We start from the raw sequence: 19,516 nt of genomic DNA, 5'->3' as shown, positions 1-19,516 counted from the left end.
TCGCCCAGCGCCCAGCCGTTCCGCCTCGGCGGAGGTTTCGCAGCGGACGGTGATATGCGTTTCGTACACGTTGATGGAGCGGAGAGAACCGGACACGCGCCGATCGTGCCAGGTCGGACCCCGAACAGGCACCCGAGTTTGCCGCGACGGTAACCACGCGGTCACGGACCGGACCCAGAAAGTCGTCGCACGCCCCTCGTGGCAGTGATGTGCCGTACGCCACACTGGGTTCCGGTGCCTGAGTCCTCGGAGCGCGGCCGACCCGTCCCCAACGGGTCCGACACCCCCGCGATTCCGCTCAACGCGTACGGGACGGACAGCGGTGAGGCCGCCCACTCCGCCCCCCGAGTACCGCTGCCGTACGCCTCAGCAGCGATCATCCTGGAGGTCGCCCCCGTGCAGACCCAGACCCTCGCCCAGACCGACAGCAGTACCGCCGCCACGAAGCCCGGCGCCGAGACCGGCAACGGAGACCTCACGGACGTCACGCACGTCACGGACGTCACCGATGTCGCCGAGGTCATCGCGGCCGTGCCGCCGCAGAGCCGCGCCGCGCACCACCCCGAGAATACCGAGCACGACAGCCCGCCCGACCTGGACGAACCCCCGGTGGATGCGGTGGAGACGGCGGAACCGATCGAGGCGCTCGAACCCATTGAGCCCATTGAACCCGTCGAGCCCGTCGAACGGCTCCGCGCCCGCGGCCCCGCCCGAGCCGACACCAGCGGGCCCTCCTCCGACCTGTTCCGCCAGTACCTGCGCGAGATCGGCCGCATCCCGCTGCTGACCGCCGCCGAGGAGGTCGAACTCGCCCGCCGGGTCGAGGCAGGCCTGTTCGCCGAGGAGAAACTGCGTCTCGCCTCCGACGTGGACAGCCAACTCGCTCTGGACCTGGACCGGTTGGTCGTCATGGGCCGGATGGCCAAGCGCCGTCTGATCGAGGCGAACCTGCGCCTGGTGGTGTCGGTGGCGAAACGGTACGTGGGCCGCGGCCTCACGATGCTCGACCTCGTCCAGGAGGGAAACCTCGGCCTGATCCGTGCCGTCGAGAAGTTCGACTACGCGCGCGGCTACAAGTTCTCGACGTACGCGACCTGGTGGATCCGCCAGGCCATGTCCCGCGCCCTCGCCGACCAGGCCCGGACGATCCGCGTGCCCGTACACGTGGTCGAGCTGATCAACCGGGTCGTCCGCGTCCAGCGCCGGATGCTCCAGGAACGCGGCTACGAGCCGACCCCCGAGGAGGTCGCCGCCCACCTGGACCTCCTGCCCGAGCGCGTCAGCGAGGTGCTGCGGCTGGCCCAGGAACCGGTGTCGCTGCACGCACCGGTGGGCGAGGAGGACGACGTGGCGCTCGGCGACCTCATCGAGGACGGGGACGCCGCGTCGCCGGTCGAGTCGGCGGCGTTCCTGTTGCTGCGGGAACACCTGGAAGCGGTGCTGTCGACGCTGGGGGAGCGGGAGCGCAAGGTCGTCCAGCTGCGTTACGGCCTGGCGGACGGGCGGCCGCGCACCCTGGAGGAGATCGGCCGGATCTTCGGCGTCACGCGGGAGCGCATCCGCCAGATCGAGTCCAAGACCCTGAACAAACTGAGGGACCACGCCTTCGCGGACCAGTTGCGGGGCTACCTGGACTGAACTCCCCACCTACCCAAAATCCCCAAGGGGGCTGAGAAGCAGCCCCCTTGGGGATTCCCGCTACCCCGCTAATCCACCTCGGCCACCGCCTCCGCGAACTGCGCCTTGTACAACCGCGCATAGGCCCCGTCAGCCTCCAACAGCTCCCCGTGCGCCCCCTGTTCCACGATCGCACCGTTCTCCATCACCAGGATCGTGTCCGCGTCCCGGATCGTCGACAGCCGATGCGCGATCACGAACGACGTCCGCCCGTGCGCCAGTTTGGCCATCGCCTTCTGGATGAGAACCTCCGTCCGGGTGTCCACGGAACTCGTCGCCTCGTCCAGCACCAGGATCACCGGATCGGACAGGAACGCCCGCGCGATCGTGATGAGCTGCTTCTCACCCGCGCTGACCCCCGTCCCCTCGTCGTCGATCACGGTGTCGTACCCGTCCGGCAACGTACGGATGAACCGGTCCGCGTGCGCCGCCCGCGCCGCCTCCTCGATCTCCCCGCGCGTCACCTCGCGCTCACGCGCGGCCCCGTACGCGATGTTCTCCGCGATGGTCCCGCCGAACAGCCAGGTGTCCTGGAGCACCATCCCGATCCCGGCCCGGAGTTCGTCCCGGGACATGGAGGCGATGTCCACCCCGTCCAGGGTGATCCGCCCGCCGGAGACCTCGTAGAACCGCATCAGCAGATTGACCAGAGTGGTCTTCCCCGCCCCCGTGGGCCCGACGATCGCGACCGTGTGCCCGGGCTCCACCGCCAGCGACAGGTCCTCGATCAGCGGCTTCTCCGGCTCGTACCGGAACGACACGTGTTCCAGCGAGACCAGCCCCCGCAGCTCCTCCGGCCGTACCCCCGGCACCGGATCGGCCTGCTGCTCCTCCGCGTCCAGCAGTTCGAAGACCCGCTCGGCGGAAGCCACACCCGACTGCACCAGGTTCGCCATCGACGCCACCTGCGTGAGCGGCATCGAGAACTGCCGCGAGTACTGGATGAAGGCCTGCACGTCACCGATCGACAGCGCGCCCGAAGCGACCCGCAGCCCGCCCACCACGGCCACCAGCACGTAGTTGATGTTCGATACGAACATCATCAGCGGCTGCATGATCCCGCTGTTGAACTGGGCCTTGAACCCGGCCTCGTACAGCGCGTCGTTCTGCTCGGCGAACTGCTGCGCGGACTCCTCCTGCCGCCCGAACACCTTCACGAGGGTGTGCCCGGTGTACATCTCCTCGATGTGGGCGTTCAGCTTGCCCGTGGTCCGCCACTGCTGCACGAAGTGCGGCTGCGACCGCTTCCCGACGCGCGTGGCGATGTAGAACGACAGCGGTACGGTCACCAGCGCGACCAGCGCCAGCAGCCAGGACACCCAGAACATCATCGCCAGCACGCCGATGATCGTCAGCAACGAGTTGATGAGCTGGCCCATCGACTGCTGGAGCGTCTGCCCGATGTTGTCGATGTCGTTCGTCGCGCGGCTGAGCACCTCACCGCGCTGCCGCTTGTCGAAGTAGGACAGCGGCAGCCGCGACAGCTTCGCCTGCAGGTCCTCGCGCATCCGGTACACGGTCCGGTTGACCGCCCGGTTCACCAGACGCGTGGCGACCAGCATCAGCAGCCCGGCGAACACGAACACCACCAGGGCGAGCCCCAGCACCTCACCCACCGCGCCGAAGTCGATGCCCTTGCCCGGCGTGAAGTCCGTACCGGAGAGCATGTCGGCCATGCCGTCCTCGCCGCGCCTCCGCATGGCGGCGAGGACCTCGGCCTTCGAACTGCCGCTTTCGAACTGACGTCCGATGATGCCGGAGAAGACCAGGTCGGTCGCCCGCCCCAGGATCTTCGGGCCCACCACCGACAGGCCCACGCTCACGAACACCGCGAGCAGCATCACGTACATCGTGGCCCGTTCGGGCCTGAACTGGGAGAGGAGCCGTTTGCCGGACTCCTTGAAGTCCAGCGACTGCTGGTCGGGGCCGCCTCCGGCCATCATGCGCCCCATGGGCCCGGCCATCAGGCAGCCTCCGCTTCCGTGAGCTGGGAGAGGACGATCTCCCGGTAGGTCTCGTTGTCCGCCATCAGCTCGTGGTGGCTGCCGGTGCCGACGACCCTGCCCTCGTCGAGGACGATGATCCGGTCGGCCTCCCTGATCGTGGACACCCGCTGGGCGACGATCACGACGGTCGCCTCGGCGGTCTCGCGCGCGAGCGCCGTCCGCAGTGCCGCGTCCGTGGCGTAGTCGAGCGCGGAGAAGGAGTCGTCGAAGAGGTAGATCTCGGGCCGCTGCACCAGCGTCCGCGCGATCGCGAGCCGCTGCCGCTGACCGCCGGACACATTCGTACCGCCCTGCGCGATCGGCGCGTCGAGCCCGCCCTCCAGCCGCTCGACGAATCCCTTGCCCTGCGCCACCTCCAGCGCCCGCCACAACTCCTCGTCCGTGGCGTCCGGATTGCCGTACCGCAGATTGGTCGCCACGGTCCCCGCGAACAGATACGGCTTCTGCGGCACCAGTCCCACCGTCCTGGCCAGCAGCTTCGGCTCCACGGTGGCCACGTCCACGCCGTCGACGAGCACCTCCCCGTCGGTCGCGTCGAACAGCCGCGGTACGAGCCCCAGCAGCGTCGACTTCCCACTGCCCGTGGACCCGATCACCGCGGTCACCTCACCGGGCCGCGCCACCAGGTCGACGGCCCTCAGCACCGGCTCCTCGGCGCCCGGATAGTGGAACCCGGCCGCGCGGATCTCCAGATGCCCGTGCCGCCGTAGTTCGACGACCGGGTCGGTCGGGGGCACCACACTCGACGACGTACCGAGGACCTCCTCGATACGCTCGGCGCACACCTCCGCGCGCGGCACCATCATGAACATGAAGGTGGCCATCATCACGGACATCACGATCTGCATCAGATAGGCGAGGAACGCGGTCAGCGCGCCGATCTCCATCCCGCCGCTGTCGATGCGATGCGCCCCGAACCACACCACGGCAATGGACGAGACATTGACGACGGTCATGACGATCGGGAACATCAGCGCGAGCAGCCGCCCGGTGCCCAGCGACACCTCGGTCAGCTCGTGGTTCGCCTTCCCGAACCGGTCCTTCTCGTACTCGTCCCGCACGAAGGCGCGGATGACCCGGTTGCCGGTGATCTGCTCACGCAGCACCCGGTTGACGGTGTCGAGCCGTACCTGCATCGTCCGGAACAGCGGACGCAGCCGCCGCACGATCAACGTCACACAGATGCCCAGCACCGGCACGACGGCGATCAGCACACCCGACAGCCGCACATCCAGGCCCAGCGCCAGCACGATGCCGCCCACACACATGATCGGCGCCGACACCATCAGCGTGAACGTCATCAGTGCGAGCATCTGCACCTGCTGGACGTCATTGGTCGTACGGGTGATCAGCGAGGGCGCCCCGAACTGCCCGACCTCGCGCGCCGAGAACGACTGCACACGGTCGAAGACGGCGGCGCGTACGTCCCGGCCGAACGCCGACGCCGTACGGGCGCCGTAGTACACGGCGCCGATGTTGCAGAAGACCTGCACCAGCGAGATACCGATCATCACGGCACCGAAGGCCAGAATGTAGCCGGTGTCGCCCTTCACCACACCCTTGTCGATGATGTCCGCGTTGAGCGTGGGCAGGTAGAGGGTGGCGCAGGTCTGCAGGAGCTGGAGCAGCACGAGCAGGGCGATGGGTTTCCTGTAGGGCCGCAGATAAGTGCGCAGAAGTTGTATGAGCACGCTGAATCTCTCGGAGTCGGCGGTTTGTCCGTGGAGGACGATGGGGAGTGCCCCACGCACCCATCGTCCGACACTCCACCCGTGTTACTTCAACCGATTAACCCAACAGCGGACCAAGAACCGCGGGCCCGAGAGACGACCCGCCCCCCTCAGCTACGAAATGCCCCGGGATGAGTCTGCTCCCGCACGGACACGTACTGCTGCCGCACCGCCTGCCCCACCGCCAGCTCCTCACCGGGCTCCAGCACCTGCGCGGCGGCGCCCTGCCAGGCCGGCGGAGTGCGCGGGTCGAGCGTGCCCTGCGACACCCCGAGTGCCCAGGCGGCCTGCCGCGCGGCGCCGATGGCCGCGTAGTCGGCGGGCTGCGGTACGACGACCTGCGCCCCGAACAGCGGTGGCGCCGCGGTCTGCACGGCGGGCAGCTCGGCGGCGGACCCGAGCAGGAACACCCGCTGTACGTCGACTCCCCGCCCCCGCAGCACGTCCAACGCGTCGGAGAGCCCGCACAGCATCCCCTCGAAGGCGGCCCGCGCCAGATGCTCGGCCTTCATGGACTCCCGCCGCAGCCCGGCGAGCGTCCCGGCGGTGTGCGGCAGATTGGGCGTCCGCTCACCTTCCAGATAGGGCAGCATGACCAGCCCGTGCGCGCCGGGAGTCGACTTCATGGCGAGGTCGGACAAGCTCTCCAGATCACTCAGGCCCAGTAGTTCCGCCGTCCCACGCAACGTCCGTACGGCGTTCAGCGTCGTGACGACGGGCAGGTGCAGCCCGGTCGCGTCGGCCAGCGAGGTGATCATCCCGGACGAGTCGAAGAGCGCCTCGGGATGTACGGCCATCACGGACCCGGAGGCCCCGAGCGACACCACGACGTCCCCGAGCCCCAGCCCGAGACCGAAGGCGGCGGCCATGGTCTCCCCGGTCCCGGCGGAGATGAGCAGCCCCTCGGGCGTCGTACCGGCGGCATCGGACGGGCCGAGCACATCGGGCAGCATCGCCTGACGCCCGAGCGCGAGCTCGACGAGATCACCGCGATAGGCACCCATGGCGGCCGACCAGTACCCGGTCCCCGACGCCCCACCCCGGTCGGTGGTCCGCCGTACGGGCCGCCCGAGCAACTGCCACACCAGCCAGTCGTGCGCCTGCATCAGCACGGCGGTCCGCTGCGCCGCGTCCGGCTCGTTCCGCGCCAGCCAGCGCAGCTTGGTCACCGGCTGCGCGGCCTGCGGCACACACCCCACGGCCTGCGCCCACGCCTCACGCCCGCCGAGCGCGTCGATCAGATCGGCCGCCGCGACCTGCGCCCGCTTGTCCCCACCGACCATCGCCGGCCGTACGGTGTTGCCCTGCGCGTCGACCGGGACGAGCGCGTTCTGCTGCGCGGACACCCCGATGGCCTGCACGCCTTCGAGCAGCCCGCCGCCGGCCGCCTCACCGAGGGAGAGCAGCCAGGCCTGCGGATCGACATCGGAGGGCCGCCCGCCGCCCCCGCCCTCGACGCCTTCCATCGGATGCGGCGCATAGCCCTGCCGCAGCACGGACCCCGTGTCCGCGTCGCAGACGACGATACGAGTGAAATCGGGCGAACTGTCCAACCCGGCGACTATCCCCATGGCGAAAATTCTGCCGTACGCGGAGAGGTGAACGCGCCGGGTCGACGCTTCGTCAGGGGTGACCCGTGCGTTGTGGGTGACCAGGGGCGTGCGGGTGCGGCAGATGTGTCCATGACGACACCCCTACCGACACCCATGCCGACACCCTGACACTCAGGTGTTGCTGGTGCCCCAGTCGTCCTCGCCACCTCCCGTGGAGTTGCGCTCACGCAGGGAGCGCACCCGGCCGGCCACGGAGTCGGGCACCCGGTCCCCGACCTTCTCGCTCACGGTGTGGAACGCCTTGCCGGCGAACTCCCGCCCCTGCAGCGCGGCCGATTCGGCGGTGTTGCGGACGGCGGGGTTCTGCGAGATCCGACGGGCCGACTTCTTCAACTGCTCGTAGCGCTCGCGCCCGGCCCGTGTGCCCAGCACGTAACCCAGGGCCAGTCCGGCGACGAACGTGAGCCGGTAGCGCATGACGGCCACCTTTCCTTGACGAGTGTCGAGTGGTGAGTGAGGCGACGGACGGACGACGGCTGACAAGCGAGGGGCGCCGCATGCGAGGCACGCGGAACCGATTGGCGGAGCACCCCCCTGCTTGCGCTAATGTATGTGTCGCAGCGACCGCACGCCCCCTGGCGAATACCCAGGGAGTCACGATCGATGCAACGAGGCAATCCCCTGTAGCTCAATTGGCAGAGCAGCCGGCTGTTAACCGGCAGGTTACTGGTTCGAGTCCAGTCGGGGGAGCTTCGATCTTCCGTAGCTCAATTGGCAGAGCAGCCGGCTGTTAACCGGCAGGTTACTGGTTCGAGTCCAGTCGGGAGAGCACTTGGACGAGGGCCCCGTTGGGGTCCTTTTTCATGCCCGGGGGAACCGCTCGGGCCGCGTCGAGGTCTTCATGGTCATGCGAAGTCGACCATCCGAAGCAGGAGATCGTATGAGCGGCTATGCTGCGGCAGACGGCGCGCACAAATGTGCGCGACGCGCCGTAATGGGGCGGTAGCTCAGCCGGTTAGAGCAGCGGACTCATAATCCGTCGGCCGTGGGTTCGAGTCCCACCCGCCCCACCTCGGTGTCCTCGGCGCAGGAACGTTTCCACCTGGTGATAGCTGGCCAGCCTCTCGGAAGCCGAGGGGCCCTTCTTGTCTCTGGTGATCGTTAGCTCGGCCGATGCTCGGACGAAGTGCAGACGATCATGGCGAACGCGGCGCGGCGGAGACGCACGGCTGGGAGCCTTACAGGGTTGGCTCGCACCCGGGAGGCGCTCATGCCCGACGACACGGGGGCTACATCACCGACCCCCGCCAGACCAAGCTCATCCTCACCCAGGATGTCAGCGATGTCGTGCGCTTCATGGAGGGCGCCGAGATGCTCGGCACCGGTCTCCAGGTTCGGCGCATCGCACGCCCCAAGAAGGGTGAACCGCACGTCTTCCAAGAGTGGTGGGAGGTCCGAGTATTCGACGACCCACATCTTGGCGAGCGGCCGACCGAAACGGGCGATCAGAGTGAGTAGCGGCGACGACGAGCTGGACGGCATGCACGACCTCAGTCAGCCCGAGCAAGTCGTCCGTGTGCTCCGGCCCCTCGCCTTCGACGAGGCGCTGGAGGCTGCGAAGTCCGCGTGGCACCTCAACTACGGTGTGGCTCTTCGAACCGTGCTCGTGCGAGACAGTCTCGACGAGAATGCCTTGATCGAGAGGTACGAGGTCACTGTCTTCGACCGATCGCCACTCGTAGAAGGCGAGAGCGACGACAGCACGTGGGGTCCGAAGTAGCCAGCCTCGATTGAGACATGGAGCGGCCCCGGCCGGGGCACAGTTCCCGGCCGGGGCCTGGTCCCGCCGGCCCTCAGGTGTTCACGGGGTGCGAGGGCGGGCGGGGGCTTCTGGTGTGGCAGGTACAGCCACACTTCAGGACCATGATGGGCACCTCCCACTTGGGCGCCCCCTCGCGACGGATGACCTTCGGGCCGGTGCAGTAGTGGTGTGCGCCGAGGCCGCACTCGGGGGACAGGTCGTCGACACTCACAGCGGCCGGTCGGCGAACGGGACCAGGCCGTAGGAATCGCGGCACGGCCTGCAGGCGAACGCGCCACCGCCCGCGCCGGAGCCCTGCTCCTGTACCTGGATCAGCCGGACGCCCGAGGCGAACGCCTGATGCCACGCGCAGTATCCGTAGCTGCCATAGGTGTTCGAGGTATCGGGGGTTTGCGTAGGCTCTGCCATGTCGACTCCAACCAGTCGTCCATGCCCTCGGCCGGTGACACGGCGCGAGGGCGTTCTCGTGTCTCCGGACTGTACGACAACTTGGTACGTCTTGGTACGTCCTCAGACGGGCTAGGCAGATCTATGCCCACACGGGTGGTGCTCTTACGGTCGAAGCGTGATCAGCCTCGACCGGGACGCCATGACGCCGCTGTACGTGCAGCTGGCCAACGTGCTGCGTGACCGCATCCGGAGTGGGGAGATCCCGGTGGGCCGACGGCTGCCGTCTCAGGCCGAGCTGGAGGTGGAGACCGGCGGCACCGTGTCGAGGCGGACCATCAAGAGCGCGCTGGAAGTCCTCGTAGAGGAAGGGCTCGTGCAGGGCGTGCAGGGGAAGGGCGTGTTCGTCATCGCGCTGCCCGAGTAGCACCGCTGGTCGTCGAGGGTGCGCCCCGGGCGCGGACGGCGGTGGAGCGGGCGGAGTACGAGGCGCTGCGGGCGGAGTGGGCTGCGGCGGTGCGGGGTGAGGTGGCGGAGGCGGCGTGAGCCTCCCACGCCAAGAACGCTGCTTAAGATCCACTCGTGGCACATACCTTCGAAGAACTCGTAGAGATGCAGCGCGCAGCCGACCAGGCGCACAACCGGGTCAAAGAGTTGCGCGACACCTACGGGCCACCCATCACGGCCCCGTGGACGGAGCAGCAGACCAGCACCTACGAAACCGCATGGCGGGCCTGGCGCGACCTCGCCCGGGACGTGCAGGCTGCCGTGACCGAGTACGCCAGGGAGCAGGGGCAGTCTCGGCAGGAGGTCGAGGCGGACGTGCAGAAGGTCGTGCGGCGCCCGGCTGACGGCGCCTGACACACGTGGCCCCCGGCACCGAAGCGACGATGGCAGCCGCACAGCCTCCCGTGGGGAGGAAACCGGGAGGCGCGGCGGGCGCCCCGCCGAACACGCGGCTCGGCAGGGCCCGGGAGGGACCCCTTACCCGGGGGTGGTTCGGGATCCCGCACGCACACCATGCACCACATTCCAGCCACAGCGAAAGAGACCGGACACTAATATCTGCCGCGCCAGTCACGCGCTCTCGCCACCGACAACCCGGCATGACGAAACGCCCCCTGTACGGCCGCGTGGACCGTGCAGGGGGCGCGCTGTGTCAGTCGCGATCGCGGTAACGGCGGATCCAATCCACGATGCGGTAATCCGCCGTATAGGCGACACGACGAAGCGGCCCCGCCCTCCGGTCAGGGGGAGGGACGGGGCCGCTGCTGCGGTGCGGGGCGAGCGCGCCAGCGTCGGTGGGGCAGTCGCCCGCCCCGCACCACCCAGCCTGACAACGCTCGCCCATGGACGCGACCGGCCTGCGTCCACACGGGGGACCCGGCCCGCCGTCACTCACCCCGAAGGGCCGGTAACCCCTGATCGGGAAACCTACAGAGCTGCCGGCCGCCGGGCCAGGACACGCTGCGGCGTGCCCGGGAGTTCACACGATCGTGGCCCCCTTCCGTCCGCAGGGAAGGGGGCCAGCGCGGGCCTCGACTGCCCTCGGGAGGAAGGGGGAAAACAGGCAGCCGAGGTGATCCACTGCCTACCCTGACTTCCACCGGGCCAGCAGGCGACCGCTGCCACGCAGACGGGTGATGGCCCGAGAAGGGCGCCCCGAAATCTTCGAAGTCTGCTGCCCCCGGGCACGACAAAGGCGCCCCCTGTGCGGCCGCGTGGACCGTGCAGGGGGCGCAGTGGTGCTCATCTGGCGAACAGGGTGACGGCGCCCGTTGCGGCTCCGGCGAGAATGGCGAGGACCCCTGGGCGTGACGAAGGCCCCGCCCGGACCATCCCGGACGGGGGGATGGCGCTCGTATGGCACCGCCGGGGATGTGCTGGGGAGTGCATGCGCAGCACTGGTTAGCCTGACCGATTTCGGGTACTTCGTTCGGGTATCCACCCGCTTCGAATGGAGTACCGGCATGATCATCAAGAAGATGCACGACATGGGCATCCGCAGCGAACACGCCTACACCGCAGCCATGGCCTCCATAGGCCTCTCCGTCGTCACCTGGGTCATGAGCCTCAAAGCCGAACCCGGCTCCCACGCAGACCTCGCCCGCGCTGACCGGTGGGGAATCTTCGTCGGCGAATGGGCGCCCACCTTCTTCGGCCTCGGTGTCGCCCTCTCCCAGCACGAACAGAGCGAAGGCACGCTGACGGCCAGCGTCCACGAACTGCGGGAACAGAGGCAGACCGGCTGAACGCGAGCGAGCGCCCGTCTCGCAGGATCACCAGCCAGGCTCTTCGTCGACACGAGACGAGTGGTCCCCGCCTGTCAACTGCAGGCAGGGACCATTCGCACCCTAACCGCGCACAGCAAAGCGGCCCCGCCCTCCCGAAGGAGAGCGGGGCCGCATCATGTCGTTACGGGTACTCGCGGCGGGTGGGGTCGAGCGCGAGGGTGAGAGGGCTTGGGCTGTCGCTGGGTTGTGGTGCGCCATCCCGTCGGCAGACGAGGGCGTCGGGGTCGTCGGCCGGCGCCTGGAGGCTGTAGCCGTCGGGGCAGGTCTGCCCGTCGTGGCCGTCGTGGCCGTCGGCGCCGGGTGGCCCTTGCGGGCCTGCCGGGCCGGGGTCGCCCTGCGGTCCGGCGGGTCCTGGTGGTCCGGCAGATCCGTCGGCGCCAGCGGTCCCCGGGGCGCCGGCGGCACCGGTCGGGCCGGGTGAGCTGACACCGTCTTCACCGTCGCTGCCGTCCTCGCCGGGCGAACCCGTGGGGCCGGGCGATCCGGGCTTACCTTCCGGGCCTCGAGGTCCGGGGATGGGGACGGGGACCCGGGCACGGTCGTCCAGGTTCTCGACGGCCTGGCTCGGGTCGGGGGCCTTCGGTGTCTCGCCGGCCGCCTGGACTTGGGCGCGCAGGACACGAACGTCACCGGCGAGGGTGGCGACCGCGTTGCCGCGCCGGTCGGCTTCATCGGCGAGCTCGTTGTACCAGGACCGTCCGATGACCGCGACGCCGGACAGGGCGACGAGCCAGCAGAAGACGGCGATCCACCGCCAGCTCCCAGCGAGTGCGCGCTCTGCACGGGTCACGGTGGGTCGCCTCCCATGTTGATGACTTGGGCACGGAGGCGGGCGATCGCCACGTAGTCGTCGCCCTGTTGCTTGAGCAGCTCGGCGATCCGGGCGTCTCGCTCGGCGAGTTGCTTGCGCAGCCCGTCGCGCTCCTCTTGGATTTGGTCGATCTCGCTGTTCATGCGGGCGGTCGCGTTCTCGCCCCGCTTGCCGAGGAACGCCGCCACCGAACCGGACAGCACCCCGACGAGCGCGATCACGCTGCCGATGGTGGTGGCGTCCAAGGCGGCTCCCTACAGGTCGCGCTGGGTGGTGCTCGTCTGCCGGTTGGGTACGGCATAGGTGATGCCCCACGCGCCGAGGACGGCGAGCACGATGGTGACGCCCTCCCCGGTGGTGAGGACGCTGTCCTGCACGGCGGTGACCGCGGCTGTGGTGCCGGCCGCGACACCGGCGACGAGCGACTTGGCGTAGCTGCTGATCCTCATGTGTGCCTCCTAGTTGGCGAGTCGCGCGGCGAGCTTCGCCGCGACCTTCTCGGCGATGGCCTCGGCGAGCGTGGGGTTCGTGGCGAGGGCCTGGACCTGGGCGTCGGTCAGGGTGGCGGGCCGGGCCGCGACCGCCTTCGCGATGCGGTCCACGTCGCTGTTCTCCAGTACGCCGCCCCCGGCAATCAGCTTCCTGGCGACGGCGTCGGCGATCTCGGCGGTGGTGGGCATGTCGTCCTCCTCAGTGGTCGGTCGCGGGGCACCCTTCTGCACCCACGCGTAGAGCGGTCCGCCGGGGCAGCTGGTCGCGTGGCCGTCCTTGTGGCCCTTGATCTCGGTCCCGGCGCCGTGCGTCTGGAGGTGCTCGGTTGCGTCGCGGATCGCGTTGAGCAGCTCGTCAGTGGGCTCGGTGACGCCGCTGTTGCCGATCAGGCCGAGTACGGCGTAGTGCGCCTTGTTCAGCGTCTGGCTGCCGTTGGCCCCGGTGCGGCGGCCGATGCCGCGACCTTCGAGGACGTACCCGTGGACGCAGGCCGCGTAGTTGTAGGCGACGTCGGAGTAGTTCTCCTGGACGTTGGCGAGGTGGGCCTCGCGAATGTCCTGCCACAGGGCGAGGCACAGGCTGTGGTCCTTCAGCAGGGCCGTGGAGACCGCGCTGCCGGTGTAATGGACCTTGACGCCCTTCGTGGTGGCCTGCAGCGGAGCCGATGAGACAGGCCAGCCGAGCTGTGCGCGCGTGACGAGCCGCATCACCATGAACGCCTCCAGACGTGACGAAGCCCCGGGCCTGGTGGCGCGGGGCGGCGGGGCTGTGCTGTGGGAGTTGCGGGCGCCTACGTCTCGGGGAGCTCGTAGTAGCGGCTCTCGTACTCCGCCTGAGTAAAGATCATCGGGTCATTGGAGTCGGGCCCCCAGACGACCATCCATTCCCCCAGGTTCATCGATCGGTTTCCGTCGTACATGACGTACGTCAGGACCGTTCCTGTGTCGGACACGAGGGTGATCCCGGTGCACCACGTGCCGGCGATATGGGCACCGTTCGTGCCGTCGTACTGGATGCTGTAGTAGGGCTGGACGACCTTGGGCATGTCGGTGCTCCTTATGCGGTGCGGCGCAGCCACAGGGAAGATCCGGCGCGCACGTTGGTCGCGGTGGCGCTGGTCGCTCTCTGCGCCCACCGGAAGTTGAGGGTTCCGGCTGTGCCTGCGGTGAGCAGAGTTCCGGTCACCCAGGCGACCGTGCCGGCCGATGGGCCGCCTCCGAGGTCCTGTACCTCGTTGATGAGCCGTGTCTGCATGCTGACGTCCGGCACCGTTCCCGACGACGTCACGTTGACCTGGGCGCCGATCGCTGCCCAGTTCATGGTGGCGCCGGTCGGGCCGGCCCAGCCGAGCGTGATGTCCGCGGCGGTCGCGCAGTCGTACAGCAGCTTGAGGGTGACGTCATAAGTCGCGTTCGCAGCGACCGCAGCCAGCAGCTCGTCGTCGTTCTGCATGGCGATGCTGCTGGCAAGGGGCTCGGTCACCGCTTTGACGGCGAAGATCGGCAGCATCGACTCCAGCAGGGCGTCGGTGAGCCGCCGCCCCGCTGGGATGGACGGGTATACAGCCATCCGGTCCTCCTACAGGGCCACGGGCGTGGGGTCGGCCAGCTCGATCGGGGTCCCGGTGACGTGGGTCTTGACCACCCCGTTGACCGAGCGGACGACGGTGAACGTCTGGGACGAGGTCGCGCCGGTCACCGCGGTCACGCGCATGCGCTCGCCTCCGACGACGATGTCGAAGGGGAAGTCGGCCGGATAGGTGGCGGTGGTGATCCACTTGCGGCCGTTCGCGGTCAGCACGTTGACGCCCGTCTCGGTGGCGTCGAGGTCTTCGTCCAGCTGCGCGCCCGAGGTGTCCGCGCGCGGGTCGGTAGGCGAGACCGCCGACCCTTCCTCGACGACCAGGCCAGTCACGTAGGGCCGGTACGGGGAGCAGTTGAAGGTGATGTCGAAGACGCCCTCGGCGTGGGTCTCCTTGCTGCCTCGGACCAGCAGGTCGAAGCCGTCCGGCCCGTACCGCTTGGGGGCGTTGACGACCTGGATGCGGGAGCCTTCCTTCAGCCCGAGCACCGTGTCGAGCAGCACCCTCATGCGCGGGTTGGCCATCTTCAGGGTGAGGCTGGCCACCCGCATCGCGTCCCACGCGGCCACGTGCAGCCGCCATCCCGCCTGGGAGGGCAGCTGGTCGTCGGAGGAGACGATGGTGTCGGCGCTGTCGTCGTTGACGTTGATGCCGTTGGGCGGCGGCTGGACGGACAGCGGCCCCTCGCTCACCTCGGCGCTGGCCTCGGAGCCTTCCCGGCGTTTGACGGTGATCCGGTTGATGAGGCCCTTGTCGTCGTCCTTCGGCTTGAAGGGGGAGAAGATCAAGCCGCTGCGGTAGTCGAGGACTAGGTCGACGGGCCGGTCGTAGAGGGCCTGGCGGGAGACGTAGCGCAGTCCGAGCCGGTCACGGTGCTCGGTGAGCAGGCCCATGTCGGTGCGGGCCGCAGCCTGGACCAGGCCGATGAAGGTGTCGTCGTAGTACGGCCCGAGCAGCGTGTCCGCCGGCCCCTCGGTCTCCAGGGCTTGGCGCTGGTCGGTGCCCAGGATCGACAGCCAGTCCTTCGTCGTGAGCCCAGGGCAGCCGATCTCGAAGGACAGGTCCGTGTTCTCGAATTGCTGGGTGTAGGCGTCGGTGAACGCCACTCCCCACACGCTCAGGTGGCCGATTCCCATGCCTGCCACGCCGGTGCCGAAGGTGGTGTTGACGGCGCGTACCCGGTCGGCGCCGTGTGCGGCCGTATCCAGGCTGACCGCGAGTCCGGTGTCGTCGAGGTCGATCAGCGACAGGGTGTACGTGGTGGACCCGCCGGACTCCTGGGCCCTCACCTTGACTCGCTGCCACCTGTCCAGGAACCCCAGCTTGCCCGCGTTGATCAGGTTTTCCTGGCTGATGGCCGCCAGGGTGACGCCGATTGCGGCACCTGAGGAATCCACTCCGCGAAGAATGATCCTGGGGTCGGCCACGTTGACTGCCGCGTACAGGGTCAGGGTAACGTTGTTGGTGGAGAAGGACAGGATCTGGTGTTCCGCACCGTCCATGGGATAGCCCTGGGTGGTGAACTTCATCATGAAGTAGACGGCCCACCGGCCGGTGGCGAAGCCCGGGATGCCCGTCGAGCGCAGGGTGCCGCCGGCGCGCACGGTCGGCAAGGGGCCGCTGCCCGTGAGCGTGGTGTCGCGGGCGAAGTCGATCCGGCTGGCTGCCAGTGGTCCGGCGGGCGAGTTATCCGCCACCTGCGCGACCGAGGTGCTGCCCTGGGCTCCTTCCTCGAACGGCCAGTAGGCGCACGGCCGGTAGCCCGCCACATGCCGGGCCAGTGCCGAGCGGGCGGGTTTCTGTGGTCCGTCGTAGCGGCGCAGGACGCCGGCCGCGTCGACGTCGACGTAGGCGTCCGCCCCGGACTCGTCCTCGTATGACTCGAAGGCGGCGAGTTCGCCCACCATGCGCACGGTGCCGTCGTCCTCGGTGAGCGGCCTGATCTCCAGGTTGTCGAAGGAGTAGACGATCGGGGTGGTGGTGTCGTCCGCGTCGCAGCGGGCGCGGAACCCGAACTCTCCCGAGGTGAACGACTCGTCGTAGGTCTGCGCGTGCCAGTTCTCCGGCTCGGCCTCTCCGTCGGTCCACACGCGAACGAAGATCTCCGGGCCCGCGCAGCGGACCCGCACCCTCAGCGAGGTCTCGATGGCGTAGCCGAGTCCCGGAACGGTACGTGCCGGGCAGAGCCCCCGGGTGTCGTTGTTCAGCAGGTCGACCTTGGTGATCTGCACCCCGACCGACAGGCCGCCGATACCGAACACGCCTGTGCGGGGGCGTAGCGCGATGGGCACCATGTAGTACTGGTGGTTGGTCCGGTTGACCCGCAGGATCGGCGTGAGCCAGATCGGCTCTTCGGTGTTGGTGTCCTGCGCGATCTGGTTCGCGTTGATGGTGAAGGTGGCTTCGTAGTCCCCGATGTTCAGCCCGCTGGTGGCGATGTAGCGGCTGGCGTTCAGGGTCGACGAGGTGATCTTTCCCGCCCCGCCGGACACCGAGTACTCAGCTGCCGGGGGTGAGACGCCGGTCGGGTCGTAGATGGACCAGGTGGTGCCCGAGGTGGAGGTGCCCCACCCGTTCGCGACGGTGCGGGTGAAGGTGTCCGACAGGACGGCGGCCGGGGTTGCGGGGGCGTCGGCGACCCGGAATCGGAACTGCGTGTTGCGGCCGAACTTCCCGTACAGGTCCGACTCGGCGTTGCGCGGACTGTAGATGGCGTCCGGGTCGTTGATCCGTACCGAGGTGCCGGCGGGCTGTGCGGTGACGGCCTCCGCACCGATACCGCGGGTAATGGTGACGGAGGTGTCCTCGCGCATGGGCACGCGCGCCCACACGCCGTCGATGAGTACCTCGCCGATCCGCTTCAGCGGCCACTGCGCCATACCGTCATCCCTCCCCTGCGAGCTTGGCGATCGAGCCGCCGCCCTTGCGGTGGGTGATCTCCTGAAGGAACGTCACGAAGGCGTTGTCGGCGCCCTCGAAGGCCAGCACGAACCGCGCCTCTGCCGGCTGGAGTTTGGAGGACACCCGCGACGAGGAGTTGAGCAGCTGCTCCAGCCGGGACAGCGGCAGGACCACCTCGTCCTCGCCGCCCTCGCCGATCATCGCCAGGGTCGGCCCGGTGGCGATACCGCCGTCGGCGAGCATCGGGATGTTCGGCGTCGACAGGGTGAGCGACGGAATGTCGACGCCCATGATCGACCCGCCGCCGATCGTGAACGACAGTCCGTTCCAGGCACCGATGACGGCGTTGAGCGCGCCACGGAAGGATCGCGGGATGCCGTCGAACATCCCGCTCACCGCGCGCCCGACCCGCCCTGGAAGGCCGGCCAGCCACGACACCAGCTCCAGCATTTTGCGGATCGCCCAGTCCTTGGCCTGCCCGAACCAGCCGCCGATTTTGCCGGGCAGAGCGGCCAGCCACGCGATCACGGCGAGGATCATCCGCACGCGGGCGGCGATGGCCTCGCTGACGACGCGCCAAACGGCGAGGACGATGTCGCGGAACGTCTCGCTCTTCTTCCACAGCAGCACGATGATCGCGATCAGCGCGATGACGGCGAGGATGATCCAGGTACCGGGGAAAGCTAGGAGCGCGGAGTTCATCACCCACTGCGCGGCGGCTGCGACGGCCAGCCCGGCGGCCAGGCCGAGGACGATCGGGATGAGGATCTGCAGCAGCCCGGGGTGTTCCTTGAACAGGCCGGAGACGAACCGCAGGGCGGGCAGCAGCATCTGACCGAGCGTCGTCGACACGGTGCGCATGATGCTGTCCCACTGCTGCGCGGGCGAGGCGGCCATGCTGTCGGTGACGCCCTTCGCGGCGCCGGCGACGTCATCCATGCCGGTGGCGGCCTTCGCCGTCTCGGGGTTCATCGCCAGCAGTGCGCCCGCCGCCTCACCGGCCATGTCACCGAACAGGGCCACGCCCAACTCGGCCTGCTTGGCGGGGTCCTTGACGCCGCGCAGGGCATCGAGGGTCAGGGCGAGCGCGTCCGCTGCCGGTTTGCCGCCCTTGCCGATGTCGGTGAGCATCTTGTCCGCGTCCAGGCCCAGCGCCTTGAAGCCTTCCGCGGCGCGGGGGGTCTCCTCGGAGGTGATGCGTGCGAACTCGTGCAGAACGTCGGCGGCCTGGTCGATGTCGCGTCCGCCCGCCTGCACGAACTGGCTCATCATGCCGAAGGCCTGCGCCGCGTCCAGGCCGATCCGCTTGAAGTGGGTGCCGTACTCGCTGACGATCGCGGGGATGTCCGCGGCCATCGAGGAGGGCAGGGTCTGCGCGGCCTTGGTCAGGACGTCGAACGCCTCGGTGCCGTCCTTGACGAGGCCCTGCTTGATGAGTGCTCCGGCGGCGTTGGTGGCCTCGGGGATGTCCATCCCGAAGACCTTTTCCAGGGCGGTCGCGCTCTTGGTCATGTCCTTCAGCTCGGCGTCGGTGAAGTCACCGACCTTGCCCATCGCGCCGATCACCGAGCCCATGGCGTCCCCGACGCCCTCCATGGATTCGCCGAACCCGTCGGAGAACACCTCACCGGCCAGGGTTCCGGCGCGGTCGGCTTCCTGCTTGGTCAGGCCGAGGCCTTGCTGAAGCTTGTCGGTGGCCGCCGAGATGTCCATCGCGGACTGGAGGCCCACGGCGAACGCGGCGCCGAGGCCCACGGCTGCGGCGCCGCCGGCCACGGCCAGCCCGTCGAGCTGGCCGGTGATGCCGTCCGCGCCGCGCTCGACCTCGCCCTCGGCCTCCGACATGTCGACGCCGAGCCGGACCAGGACCTCATCGAGAACCGTCACGCGATGCCTCCTTCGTCCGCAGGGCGCGCCGGGCACGGCGGGCGCGCTCGCCGCGCTGTTCGCGCTCGGTGTCGTGGTCCTGGTCGAACTGCGCCTGGATGCCCTGGACGATGCCGAGCATTTCCCTGCCGCTACGGCGTGGCCGGTCCGCACGCGACCACGTCATCAGGTGATCCCGCAGCCGGGGCCGGGCGCCCTTCTTCAGGTGCGGTGAGACGACGTCCATCCCGAGTCGGGCCAGGACGATGTCGAGGCGGCGCGGGGTGATGAACCCGTAGAGGTTCTGGTAGGCGACCAGGTTCACCATCTGCTCCTCGGTGAACCTGTCCATGACCTCGTCCGGCGGAATCTGGTAGGCGACAGACAGGTCGTAG

20 protein-coding genes and 3 tRNA genes are annotated in these 19,516 nt (G+C 68.9%); 9 read left to right on the top strand and 14 right to left on the bottom strand.

Annotated features, from left to right (window positions below; genetic code table 11):
• Positions 1-234: 234 nt before the first annotated feature.
• Positions 235-1,638 carry an RNA polymerase sigma factor gene (locus IEY89_RS09615; RefSeq protein ID WP_189146864.1) on the top strand — a complete coding sequence of 468 codons (1,404 nt, stop codon included), beginning with the start codon at positions 235-237 and terminating at the stop codon, positions 1,636-1,638.
• Between the two features lie 68 nt (positions 1,639-1,706).
• Here the strand turns inward: IEY89_RS09615 and IEY89_RS09610 are convergent, their stop codons facing one another.
• From IEY89_RS09610 to IEY89_RS09595, 4 genes are all read right to left on the bottom strand, one after another.
• Entirely contained in the window at positions 1,707-3,641 is a 1,935-nt protein-coding gene (locus IEY89_RS09610; protein WP_189146863.1) for an ABC transporter ATP-binding protein, read from the bottom strand.
• The gene (locus tag IEY89_RS09605; RefSeq protein WP_189146862.1) at positions 3,641-5,374 is read right to left on the bottom strand and encodes an ABC transporter ATP-binding protein; all 1,734 of its coding nucleotides are present in this window, start codon (positions 5,372-5,374) and stop codon (positions 3,641-3,643) included. Before IEY89_RS09605 ends, IEY89_RS09610 begins: the two co-directional genes overlap by 1 nt.
• 149 nt (positions 5,375-5,523) lie before the next feature.
• On the bottom strand, positions 5,524-6,984 hold the full coding sequence (locus tag IEY89_RS09600; protein ID WP_189146861.1) for an FGGY family carbohydrate kinase: 1,461 nt from the start codon (positions 6,982-6,984) through the stop codon (positions 5,524-5,526).
• Between the two features lie 153 nt (positions 6,985-7,137).
• Positions 7,138-7,443, bottom strand: coding sequence for a YtxH domain-containing protein (locus tag IEY89_RS09595; protein WP_189146860.1), 306 nt, complete (start codon positions 7,441-7,443; stop codon positions 7,138-7,140).
• A gap of 200 nt (positions 7,444-7,643) precedes the next feature.
• Here IEY89_RS09595 and IEY89_RS09590 point away from each other — a divergent pair.
• From IEY89_RS09590 to IEY89_RS09570, 5 genes are all read left to right on the top strand, one after another.
• A tRNA-Asn gene (locus tag IEY89_RS09590) sits at positions 7,644-7,716 on the top strand.
• Between the two features lie 6 nt (positions 7,717-7,722).
• Positions 7,723-7,795, top strand: a tRNA-Asn gene (locus IEY89_RS09585).
• A gap of 167 nt (positions 7,796-7,962) precedes the next feature.
• A tRNA-Ile gene (locus IEY89_RS09580) sits at positions 7,963-8,036 on the top strand.
• 103 nt (positions 8,037-8,139) lie between these two features.
• Positions 8,140-8,484 carry a hypothetical protein gene (locus tag IEY89_RS09575; RefSeq protein WP_189146859.1) on the top strand — a complete coding sequence of 115 codons (345 nt, stop codon included), beginning with the start codon at positions 8,140-8,142 and terminating at the stop codon, positions 8,482-8,484.
• On the top strand, positions 8,477-8,746 hold the full coding sequence (locus IEY89_RS09570; RefSeq protein WP_189146858.1) for a hypothetical protein: 270 nt from the start codon (positions 8,477-8,479) through the stop codon (positions 8,744-8,746). The genes IEY89_RS09575 and IEY89_RS09570 overlap by 8 nt, the downstream gene beginning before the upstream one ends.
• Positions 8,747-8,995: 249 nt before the next feature.
• Here IEY89_RS09570 and IEY89_RS09565 read toward each other — a convergent pair whose 3' ends face one another.
• A complete protein-coding gene (locus tag IEY89_RS09565) occupies positions 8,996-9,196 on the bottom strand; it encodes a hypothetical protein (protein WP_189146857.1) in 201 nt (66 codons plus the stop codon).
• 157 nt (positions 9,197-9,353) lie between these two features.
• Here IEY89_RS09565 and IEY89_RS09560 point away from each other — a divergent pair, with 157 nt between their 5' ends.
• The 3 genes from IEY89_RS09560 (at position 9,354) to IEY89_RS09550 (ending at position 11,427) form a co-directional block, all read left to right on the top strand.
• Complete coding sequence (locus tag IEY89_RS09560; RefSeq protein ID WP_189146856.1) at positions 9,354-9,602, top strand: GntR family transcriptional regulator; 249 nt, start codon at positions 9,354-9,356, stop codon at positions 9,600-9,602.
• 155 nt (positions 9,603-9,757) lie between these two features.
• The gene (locus tag IEY89_RS09555) at positions 9,758-10,036 is read left to right on the top strand and encodes a hypothetical protein (RefSeq protein ID WP_189146855.1); all 279 of its coding nucleotides are present in this window, start codon (positions 9,758-9,760) and stop codon (positions 10,034-10,036) included.
• 1,109 nt (positions 10,037-11,145) lie between these two features.
• Positions 11,146-11,427 carry a hypothetical protein gene (locus IEY89_RS09550; RefSeq protein WP_189146854.1) on the top strand — a complete coding sequence of 94 codons (282 nt, stop codon included), beginning with the start codon at positions 11,146-11,148 and terminating at the stop codon, positions 11,425-11,427.
• 163 nt (positions 11,428-11,590) lie between these two features.
• Here the strand turns inward: IEY89_RS09550 and IEY89_RS09545 are convergent, their stop codons facing one another.
• The 9 genes from IEY89_RS09545 to IEY89_RS09505 all read right to left on the bottom strand — a co-directional run bounded on the left by IEY89_RS09545 (position 11,591) and on the right by IEY89_RS09505 (position 19,473).
• Entirely contained in the window at positions 11,591-12,259 is a 669-nt protein-coding gene (locus tag IEY89_RS09545) for a collagen-like domain-containing protein (protein WP_189146853.1), read from the bottom strand.
• Positions 12,256-12,525 carry a Z-ring associated ZapG family protein gene (locus tag IEY89_RS09540; RefSeq protein WP_189146852.1) on the bottom strand — a complete coding sequence of 90 codons (270 nt, stop codon included), beginning with the start codon at positions 12,523-12,525 and terminating at the stop codon, positions 12,256-12,258. Before IEY89_RS09540 ends, IEY89_RS09545 begins: the two co-directional genes overlap by 4 nt.
• A 9-nt stretch (positions 12,526-12,534) precedes the next feature.
• The gene (locus IEY89_RS09535; RefSeq protein ID WP_189146851.1) at positions 12,535-12,729 is read right to left on the bottom strand and encodes a hypothetical protein; all 195 of its coding nucleotides are present in this window, start codon (positions 12,727-12,729) and stop codon (positions 12,535-12,537) included.
• A gap of 9 nt (positions 12,730-12,738) precedes the next feature.
• On the bottom strand, positions 12,739-13,485 hold the full coding sequence (locus IEY89_RS09530; protein WP_229695121.1) for a peptidoglycan recognition protein family protein: 747 nt from the start codon (positions 13,483-13,485) through the stop codon (positions 12,739-12,741).
• Positions 13,486-13,562: 77 nt separating this feature from the next.
• On the bottom strand, positions 13,563-13,817 hold the full coding sequence (locus IEY89_RS09525) for a hypothetical protein (protein WP_189146850.1): 255 nt from the start codon (positions 13,815-13,817) through the stop codon (positions 13,563-13,565).
• An 11-nt stretch (positions 13,818-13,828) separates the two neighbouring features.
• On the bottom strand, positions 13,829-14,341 hold the full coding sequence (locus IEY89_RS09520) for a hypothetical protein (RefSeq protein WP_189146849.1): 513 nt from the start codon (positions 14,339-14,341) through the stop codon (positions 13,829-13,831).
• Positions 14,342-14,350: 9 nt separating this feature from the next.
• Complete coding sequence (locus IEY89_RS09515) at positions 14,351-17,233, bottom strand: hypothetical protein (RefSeq protein ID WP_189146848.1); 2,883 nt, start codon at positions 17,231-17,233, stop codon at positions 14,351-14,353.
• 4 nt (positions 17,234-17,237) lie between these two features.
• A complete protein-coding gene (locus tag IEY89_RS09510) occupies positions 17,238-19,142 on the bottom strand; it encodes a phage tail tape measure protein (protein ID WP_189146847.1) in 1,905 nt (634 codons plus the stop codon).
• A complete protein-coding gene (locus tag IEY89_RS09505; protein WP_189146846.1) occupies positions 19,126-19,473 on the bottom strand; it encodes a phage tail assembly protein T in 348 nt (115 codons plus the stop codon). Before IEY89_RS09505 ends, IEY89_RS09510 begins: the two co-directional genes overlap by 17 nt.
• Positions 19,474-19,516 lie beyond the last annotated feature (43 nt).

The organism is Streptomyces lacrimifluminis (genome assembly GCF_014646095.1).
Classification (GTDB): domain Bacteria; phylum Actinomycetota; class Actinomycetes; order Streptomycetales; family Streptomycetaceae; genus Streptomyces; species Streptomyces lacrimifluminis.
The sequence above is the reverse complement of the archived record's forward strand: the minus strand, read 5'-3'. Positions and strand labels throughout refer to the sequence as shown.

Bases quoted from the DNA above. Each gene is read 5' to 3' on its own strand.
- IEY89_RS09610 (WP_189146863.1), bottom strand. From the start codon at position 3,641: ATGGCCGGGCCCATGGGGCGCATGATGGCCGGAGGCGGCCCCGACCAG.
- IEY89_RS09600 (WP_189146861.1), bottom strand. From the start codon at position 6,984: ATGGGGATAGTCGCCGGGTTGGACAGTTCGCCCGATTTCACTCGTATC.
- IEY89_RS09595 (WP_189146860.1), bottom strand. From the start codon at position 7,443: ATGCGCTACCGGCTCACGTTCGTCGCCGGACTGGCCCTGGGTTACGTG.
- IEY89_RS09575 (WP_189146859.1), top strand. From the start codon at position 8,140: ATGCTCGGACGAAGTGCAGACGATCATGGCGAACGCGGCGCGGCGGAG.
- IEY89_RS09565 (WP_189146857.1), bottom strand. From the start codon at position 9,196: ATGGCAGAGCCTACGCAAACCCCCGATACCTCGAACACCTATGGCAGC.
- IEY89_RS09550 (WP_189146854.1), top strand. From the start codon at position 11,146: ATGATCATCAAGAAGATGCACGACATGGGCATCCGCAGCGAACACGCC.
- IEY89_RS09535 (WP_189146851.1), bottom strand. From the start codon at position 12,729: ATGAGGATCAGCAGCTACGCCAAGTCGCTCGTCGCCGGTGTCGCGGCC.
- IEY89_RS09530 (WP_229695121.1), bottom strand. From the start codon at position 13,485: ATGGTGATGCGGCTCGTCACGCGCGCACAGCTCGGCTGGCCTGTCTCA.
- IEY89_RS09525 (WP_189146850.1), bottom strand. From the start codon at position 13,817: ATGCCCAAGGTCGTCCAGCCCTACTACAGCATCCAGTACGACGGCACG.
- IEY89_RS09520 (WP_189146849.1), bottom strand. From the start codon at position 14,341: ATGGCTGTATACCCGTCCATCCCAGCGGGGCGGCGGCTCACCGACGCC.
- IEY89_RS09515 (WP_189146848.1), bottom strand. From the start codon at position 17,233: ATGGCGCAGTGGCCGCTGAAGCGGATCGGCGAGGTACTCATCGACGGC.
- IEY89_RS09505 (WP_189146846.1), bottom strand. From the start codon at position 19,473: ATGGACAGGTTCACCGAGGAGCAGATGGTGAACCTGGTCGCCTACCAG.